Raw genomic sequence first — 7,248 nt, forward strand, 5'->3', positions numbered from 1 at the left:
CATACCTGGATTACAAAAGTCCAAACCAATATGAAGCTGACATGGCTAACTTAGGAAAAGCTGCTTAACTGGGTTGTGTGAATTTGCTTGACCACGTCATTATTCGTGTATCATTATGATAGAAAAATGATAATAATAAAATTAGTGAGTTAATACTTTCTATGACAACATCAACTAATAATGAACCTAAAACTATATTCAGTTGGGCGAGTGCCATTGCGTTAGCATTAGAGTCTGACGGGATAGACAGCCAAGCTTTGTTTAAAAAAGCTGGCGTTGATTTAGTTACGTCATCAGAGCCAAGTTACCGTATTGAAACCGTTAAAATTACGGAAATTTTTAGGCTGGCAGTAGAAGCAACGGGCATAACAGGTTTTGGGTTGTTAGCTGGTAAAAACTTTCATCCTGGCAGCTTTCACGCGTTTGGTTATTCGTTATATGCGAGTAACAATTTAAATGACTTTTGCCAACGCATAGTACGCTATTTCCGCTTACTTAGTGATAACGGCATTCATACGTTAACTGAAACAAAAGATGATTATGTGTTGGATATTGAAATTATCAATACAGTAACTTGTGATGAAACTATTGAAGGCTGGTTAATGGCTATTGTTCAAATGTGTCGACATATTTTCCGCCTTAACTTTAACCCTTTAAAAGTTCAACTCGTAAGGGAAAAACCAGAAATTGGGGCAGAGTTATTTGAGCAGTCATTTAAATGCCCTGTTGAGTTTTCTTCCAAATTAAACGCGATACATTTTGCTAAAGAAGATATGTTTGTTCAACTGCCTGCAGCAAGTTCTGAATTGGCGCGAGTGAACGATGAAATTGTTATTCAGCATTTAGCACGTTTAGATCGCTCTGATATTGTACGCCAAGTTGAAACTAAAATTATTGAGCTATTGCCTACTGGGGAATGTAATAAAGAGCGTATTGCTTCATTATTAAATATGAGCCCGAGGAATATGCATGGCAAACTAGAACAACGCGATACTAGTTACCAAGAAATTTTAGACGACTTACGCTCACAATTAGCAATTCAATATATTGAGCAAGACTCAATGAGTATTAGTCAAATTACCTATCAACTAGGCTTTACTGATACTAGTAACTTTTCTCGTGCATTTCGTCGTTGGACGGGGCACTCACCAAGTGAATATCGAAAAGCTAAAGCTGAAAATTAAACAAATATAGTATGGGCTTTCGTTTGGAGCCCATACTTAAACTTCCAATTTTCTAAACTTGTTTATTTTAAAATCTCACTCTAATATATTGAATTTTAAACTGTTTATTGTTTTTCTAAATATACCTTCCTAACTATTCCCATACTTTTTTCCTAAACCCATACTTTTGGCTGGTTTTTTTTGCGTTTTTATTTTTTAGAGTAGAACCATCTCAAGACTTAGCGTGTTTATGGCTAACAAAATAAAAATTAGGAATTAGTGATGAGTGAAGCAAACTTACTTTTTGAAAACCGAGATGGTATTGCCTGGTTAACATTAAACCGCCCGAAAGGAATGAATGCAATCAATGGTGAAATCATTGAACTTTATGAAAAGTATATTCCTGAAATAGCTAATAATGATGAAATTAGAGCCGTTGTTATTACTGGCACTGGTGCTGCTTTTTGTGCAGGGGCAGACTTAAAAGAAGTATTGGCATCACAAAAGCTACCTCCTGGAGAGAAAGACTTTTTAGATCGATTATGTGAAAACGTATTTAATCCACTACGTGACTTTCCAAAGCCAGTAATTGCAGCGTTAAATGGTATTACTATGGCGGGCGGTCTAGAAACAGCTATGTGTGCAGATATAGTGGTGGCTGCTGAAAGTGCAGTCATTGGTGATGCTCACGCGAACTTTGGCGTATACCCTGGCGCTGGAGGGGCAGCCTTATTACCTCGAATTATCCCTCACAATGTAGCTAAGTATTTATTGTTTACTGGTGAAACTTTATCTGCACAAGAAATGAAAACATATGGCTTTGTTAACGTAGTTACAAATGATGATGAGCTACAAGATAAAACACAAAAACTTGCACTCAAAATTGCCTCAAAAAGCCCAATTGCACTTCGTCGTATGAAAGAAGTGGCTAATCAAGCTTTAGATAAATCGAGAGATGCAGCATTAGAGCATGAGCAAGTATTGTTAAGAAAGCATATGCGTTCATACGACTTTACCGAAGGCTTAACTGCGTTTTCTGAAAAACGTAAACCGCAATTTATCGGCAAATAGCAAGAGTTGCTTAATTAAGCTAATAATAGGAACCAAGAACATGAGTAATATTTATATCGCAGGTGTTGGCATGACTAAGTTTGGTCGACACATCGAACGTACATTAGAAAGTTTGACTGGCGAAGCAATTGAAAAAGCACTTGCTGATGCTGGTTGTGATAAAGACGAAATTGGAACGGCATTTTTCACTGGCTGTACTCAAGGCCATTTACATGGTCAGGGTATGGTACCCGGACAAGTTTACTTAAGTAAAAATGGTATTGAAGGTATCCCTATCTTTAATGTTGAGAATGCTTGTGCTTCAGGTAGTTCAGGTTTTTATCTAGCCAACCAAATGCTTAAATCAGGTGCATGTGATATTGCACTAGTTGTTGGCGCAGAGAAGATGAATGTAGCCGACAAAGCTAAGATGTTCTCTGTATTTGATGGTGCATGGGATGTGAGCAATCCAGAGCAAAACCTTAAAACTTTATTAAAGCCTGCTGAAGGTTTTGAAGTGCCACCAGGTACAACCTCAGAGCGCCCTTATAGTGTGTTTATGGATGTATATGCAGCTTTTTGTCGTAACCATATGAAAACATTTGGTACAACTCAAAGACAAATAGCGGCAGTGAGCGCTAAGAACCACCAGCACTCAGTTCATAATGAATTGTCGCAATTTAGAGACCCTTATACGATTGATGAAGTAATGGCAGCTCCACCAATTACTTACCCTTTAACTTTACCTATGTGTGCACCTATTTCAGACGGTGCGGCAGCGGTTGTGGTTTGTAATGAAGAAGGGCTGAAAAAATTAAATGCCGAAAAGCGCGCTGTTCGAGTACTTGCTGCTGTTATTCGCAGCGCTACTAGCCGACCAGCTGATCAGTGGGATCAGCACTGTGAGCATTTAGCGGCAAAAGAAGCCTATGAAATAGCGGGTGTTGGTCCACAAGATATGGACGTGGCTGAAGTTCATGATGCAACAGCAATGGGTGAAATTTTACATGCTGAAAACCTTGGTTTAGTTGGTTTTGGTGAAGCTGGACCAGCTGCAGAAAATGGTGACTTTACAATTGGAGGCCGCATTCCAATTAACCCATCAGGTGGCTTAGAGTCTAAAGGTCATCCGCTAGGTGCGACAGGGCTTGGTCAAATTCATGAGCTTGTTGTTCAACTTCGTGGTGAAGCCGGTGCTCGTCAGGTTGTTGGTGCTAAACATGCGGTACATGAAAACAGCGGTGGGTTAGTAGGTATTGAAGAAGGCGCTGTGTCAATTAACATTTTAGCAAAAGCTTAATTTTATTAAGTGGCTAGTATCGACCTTGTAAAAGATTAATGTAATGAGGAATAAATAATGAACTTCCAAATGACTGAAGAACAAGAAATGGCCGTTGAGTCGGTTCGTAAATTCGTACAAAACGAGATTGAACCAGAAATTAGAGCTCACGGTGAAAGCCACTTTAGCAAAGAACAATTGGTAAAGTGGAGCAGTAAATTATCTGAATTTGGCTATATCAGTGCTCCACACCCAGAAGAAAGTGGTGGCTATGGAATGGACTGGAAAACGCATCTTTTAATTTGGGAAGAAGTTGCGGTAGGTTCATTAGATCTCGCGCTTACTGGGTTAATTAACGTAGCAGGTATTGATTTGTTAATTAATAATGCTCCTCAACATATCATTGATGAGTATGTACCAGGTTTAATTTCGGGTGAGAAGTTTATTTCTATTGGTATTTCTGAACCAGATGTGGGTTCAGATGTAGCTGCTGTTAAAACTCGTGCGGTAAAAGATGGCGATGAGTGGGTTATTAATGGCGAAAAAACTTGGATTTCAAATGGCGAACATATGGATATATTCGTTTGTACCTGTAAAACAGGCGAAGGTGAATTAACGCATATTGCTATTCCTGCCGACACACCAGGTTTAGAAGTTAAGGGAATTGAAAAAATGGCGTTAAACAGCCAGTCAACTTCTCAAATTTTCCTTGCTGATGTTCGTGTGCCTGTAGCGAATACGGTTGGCAAAGAAGGTGATGGATTAAAAAATACATTGGTAACGTTTGAACGTGCTCGTTGTCATATGGCGGCTTGGGGTTATTCAATTGCTCGTCGTGCGCTGGAAGAATCTGTTAAATATAGTCAAGAGCGTACACAGCATGGCAAACAGATTGCGGGTCACCAGCTAATTGCACTTAAAATTGCTAAAATGGCAACTGAAATTGATGCGGCTCGACTATTAACTTTACGTGCTGCTGACATGATTGATAATGGTATTCGTTGTGACAAAGAGTGCTCAATGGCGAAATGGTACGGTACTGAAATAGCGGTTACTGCTTGTCGTGATGCTGTGCAAATACACGGTGGTAATGGTGTTACTAAAGAATTTATTGTTGAACGTTTAGCTCGTGAAGCGATTGTTGGACCAATTCCTGATGGGACTACAGAAATTCAGCAGTTGTTAATTGCTCGCTTGTTAACAGGTATTCAAGCATTTAAATAATTCTATCGTTGGTTACTGCAAGTTAACCAGCATGTGTATAAAAATTTGAGAGAAAGTTCATGAATTTGCAAGATAAAGTTGTTGTTATAACAGGTGGCGCTTCTGGCTTAGGTAAAGCGACAGCAGAATATTTAGTAGCAGAAAAGGGCGCTAAAGTTGCCTTGTTTGACCTAAATGAAGACGCAGGCAATGCGACCGTGGCTGAGCTTGGGGAAGATAAGGCTATCTTTTGCCAAACTGATGTAACAAGTGAAGAAAGTATAGATGCTGCGATTGCTGCTGTAATGGATAAGTTCGGTGCAATTCACGGTGACGTTAATGCGGCTGGTATTCCACTACCGTGTAAAATTTTAGATAAAGAAGGTATTGCTTCAAGCCTAAAAAAATACGCTACGGTAATTAACGTTAATTTATGTGGTGTATTTAATGTGATGGCTAAATGTGCTGAACAAATGGCAAAGAATGAGCCAGACGAAAAAGGTGAACGAGGAGTGATTATAAACATTTCATCGGGGGCAGCTTTTGAAGGGCAAATTGGTCAAAGTGCATATTCAGGTTCAAAAGCCGGAGTTAATGGTATGAATATTCCAGCTGCACGAGAATTAGCCCGTTACGGTATTCGTGTAAATTCAATTGCACCAGGTTTATTTGGTACGCCTATGGTTAAGTCGCTAGGTGAAAAAGTGGTTAATTCACTTGTAGAAATGTGTGAAGCGCCTAAACGTATGGGTGAAATGGAAGAGTTTGCACATACTTGTTCTTTCTTATTTGAAAATGGCTATATGAATGGTCGTATTGTCCGATTAGATGGCGCTACAGTGATGCAAGCTAAGTAAGTTCTTAATAAGTTATTAAAGCACCTTTAAGGTGCTTTTATACCAATTGCATTAAATATTTAGTCAGTTCAGAGCTGTGTCAGGGGAGTTAGAACAAAGCAAATTGATGCAGGTGTAGCATTCTCCACTAAAGCAATTTGTAAAGTTATTACTCTCCTGACAAGCTCCCGAAGGGCGAGTTTAAAAGGCTTATATGCTTGCGTTATTGATTTTGATAAGGGAATAACCATTACCTGCAACCAATGCCTTGCCTCTAAGCCTTTTAACTCTCGCTGAATGATCAAATATTTAATTTAATTGGTATTATAACGTGGAGAAAATGAAATGGGACCACTAAACGGTATAAAAGTTGTTGAGTTGGCTGGCTTAGGGCCATGTCCGGCAGCTGGTATGATACTAGCTGACTTTGGGGCTGAGGTTATTTTAATTGAACGTAAAACGGCTAACCCTAACGCTGGTATTGATTTAGATAGCAATAAAGATGCTTCATTTTTTAAGCGTGGTAAAAAGTCGATTGCACTAGACTTAAAAAATCCTGATGATGTTGAAACAGTATTGAAGCTTGTTGAGCAATCAGACGTGTTAATTGAAGGGTTTCGCCCAGGCATTACTGAAAAGTTGGGGCTTGGACCGGAGGTTTGTCATCAGCGCAACCCAAAACTCGTATATGGTCGTATGACTGGTTGGGGGCAAACAGGACCTTTAGCAAAAAATGCTGGCCATGACATCAACTATGTATCAATTACTGGAGCCTTGCATTATGGCGGTTTACCTGACGATGCACCATATCCAACACCAACCTTAGTGGGCGATATTGGTGGTGGCACCTTACCATTGGTCATTGGTATAACTTCAGCGCTTTTATATGCACAAAACACTGGCCAAGGGCAGGTGATTGATGCAGCTATTTGTGACGGCACCATTTATAGCATGGGGTTGTTAACCAGTATTAGGGCGCAGGGGTTGCTACGTGAAGAAAAAGGGCAAGACTTTTTCGGCGCAGGATCTCATTGGTGCAATACTTATCAATGTGCTGACGGGAAATATGTTTCAGTTCAAGCGTTAGAGCCTAATTTTTATAAAGAATTAGTTACATTGTGTGGCTTTGCTGATGATGATGACTTTGCTCAGCAGAACAATAAAAAGTTGTGGCCTCAAGCAAGAGCAAAAATGGCGGCATTTTTTGCAAGTAAAACTCAAGCACAATGCAACGATATTTTAGAAGGAACTGATGCTTGTTATGCACCTGTTTTATCTATTCCAGAAGCAGCTGAGCATGAGCATATTAAGGCGCGTGGCTGTTATACAGGTGAAGGTCAATATTTACAGCCAACACCTGCGCCTAAGTTTAGTGTTAGCCAGCCTTGTATTGGTGAAATTCCTAACGTTGGGCAACATACAGCAGAAATTTTAAATTCGCTGAACAAGTAAATACGAATACTTAACCTCGCACTGGTAAGTGCATTTCTCCTCTGTAGGCTAATTGACTTGGAATGTCCTCGCTTTTAGCCTCTTTTTATTCCTTTTAAAATTCTACATCTTCTTGTATTTGTTCTTTTGTATTAAAAGATGCCTACTTTAGAGTAAATACTTAACTCTGAGCTATCCCCACGAATAGTAAAATAAAGTCAAAGAGTTAGGGAACATTCATGGCATTTGGTGATCAGATCTTTCGCCAAAAAAAAACCAACACAGA

General features: G+C 39.4%; 6 protein-coding genes. All 6 read left to right on the forward strand.

Annotation, left to right across the window (positions count from 1 at the left end; all coding sequences use genetic code 11):
- Positions 1-161 precede the first annotated feature (161 nt).
- Positions 162-1,184, forward strand: a complete 1,023-nt coding sequence (locus tag MHN09_RS20555) for an AraC family transcriptional regulator (protein WP_187447757.1) — start codon at positions 162-164, stop codon at positions 1,182-1,184.
- Positions 1,185-1,445: 261 nt separating this feature from the next.
- The gene (locus tag MHN09_RS20560) at positions 1,446-2,234 is read left to right on the forward strand and encodes an enoyl-CoA hydratase/isomerase family protein (RefSeq protein WP_008305457.1); all 789 of its coding nucleotides are present in this window, start codon (positions 1,446-1,448) and stop codon (positions 2,232-2,234) included.
- 40 nt (positions 2,235-2,274) lie between these two features.
- Positions 2,275-3,513 carry a beta-ketoacyl synthase N-terminal-like domain-containing protein gene (locus MHN09_RS20565; RefSeq protein WP_008305456.1) on the forward strand — a complete coding sequence of 413 codons (1,239 nt, stop codon included), beginning with the start codon at positions 2,275-2,277 and terminating at the stop codon, positions 3,511-3,513.
- 57 nt (positions 3,514-3,570) lie between these two features.
- Positions 3,571-4,716, forward strand: coding sequence for an acyl-CoA dehydrogenase family protein (locus MHN09_RS20570; RefSeq protein ID WP_008305455.1), 1,146 nt, complete (start codon positions 3,571-3,573; stop codon positions 4,714-4,716).
- 59 nt (positions 4,717-4,775) lie between these two features.
- Entirely contained in the window at positions 4,776-5,552 is a 777-nt protein-coding gene (locus tag MHN09_RS20575) for an SDR family NAD(P)-dependent oxidoreductase (protein ID WP_008305454.1), read from the forward strand.
- Between the two features lie 324 nt (positions 5,553-5,876).
- Positions 5,877-6,983, forward strand: a complete 1,107-nt coding sequence (locus MHN09_RS20580) for a CaiB/BaiF CoA-transferase family protein (protein WP_008305453.1) — start codon at positions 5,877-5,879, stop codon at positions 6,981-6,983.
- The last annotated feature ends 265 nt before the right edge of the window (positions 6,984-7,248 follow it).

The organism is Alteromonas sp. MmMcT2-5, assembly GCF_022348315.1.
Taxonomy (GTDB): domain Bacteria; phylum Pseudomonadota; class Gammaproteobacteria; order Enterobacterales; family Alteromonadaceae; genus Alteromonas; species Alteromonas macleodii.